This window comes from Nocardiopsis lucentensis DSM 44048 (assembly GCF_000341125.1).
GTDB classification, from domain to species: Bacteria; Actinomycetota; Actinomycetes; order Streptosporangiales; family Streptosporangiaceae; genus Nocardiopsis; species Nocardiopsis lucentensis.
Window position 1 is genome coordinate 1 of sequence record NZ_ANBC01000958.1, and the last position, 1,035, is coordinate 1,035.

1 protein-coding gene is annotated in these 1,035 nt (G+C 66.2%); it reads left to right on the forward strand.

The genetic code is table 11. From position 1 onward, the window contains the following. Nucleotides 1–96 precede the first annotated feature (96 nt). Nucleotides 97–1,011, forward strand: coding sequence for an IS982 family transposase (locus D471_RS0132295; protein ID WP_017602434.1), 915 nt, complete (start codon nt 97–99; stop codon nt 1,009–1,011). The last annotated feature ends 24 nt before the right edge of the window (nt 1,012–1,035 follow it).

Consider the following 1,035-nt stretch of genomic DNA (forward strand, 5'->3'; position numbering starts at 1 on the left):
CGAAGCGAAGCGGAGGACCCAAAAAACACCGCCTAGATGAGTAATTCCAAGGGGTGCCTGGTCTGAGCATGAGGCGAGGGAGCCCATGGTCATGTTGTGACGCAAGACCTGAACTCCCTCGCCCAAGCACTTTACGACACCACCGAACGTCTCCTGAAGCACCGGCCGGACCTGGCCCCCTGGCGCCCCGAGATCGGCTTCCAACCCCGCCTGTCCGACGCCGACCTGGCCACCCTGGCCCTCATGCAAGCCCTCCTCGGATACACCAGCGAGGCCCGCTGGCTACGCCACGCCCGCGTCCACCTGTCCGAACGCTTCCCCTACCTGCCCCAGCAGAGCGGCTACAACAAACGCCTACGCAAGGCCACCGGACTGATCCGCGTCCTCATCCGCCACCTGGCCACCGACACCAGCGCCTGGACCGACGATGTCTGGGTGGTGGACTCCACCCCCGTGGAGTGCGCCCGCTCTCGTGAGACCGTCAAACGCTCCGACCTGGCCGGATGGGCACAATACGGGTACTGCGCCTCCCACTCCCGGTTCTTTTGGGGACTGCGCCTGCACCTGGTGTGCACCCTGAGTGGACTCCCCATCGCCTTCGCGCTTACCGGCGCCAAGGCCGATGAGCGCACCACCCTGACAGGCATGCTCGCCGCCGATCCCGACCTGGTCGCTCAGCGGCCGGGACAGACGCTGATCGCGGACAAGAACTACTACGGACGCGACTTCGAACACCGCCTGACCGACGCGGGCCTGTCGTTGTTGCGCCCGGCCCGCAAGGGTGAGTCCCCGCGGGCCGGATCAGGGTTGTTCCGACCGTTGCGGCAGGTCATCGAGTCGATCAATCAGACGTTCAAGGGCCAGTTGGATCTGGAGCGGCACGGCGGGCGCACTTCGGGTGGGGTGATCGCCCGGGTGCTCCAGCGGATCCTGGCGCTGACCGCCGCCATCTGGCACAACGACCGCACCGGCCAGCCGGTCCTACGTTCCCTGACGGCCTACGACCACTGACCCCTTGGAATTACTCATCTAGGG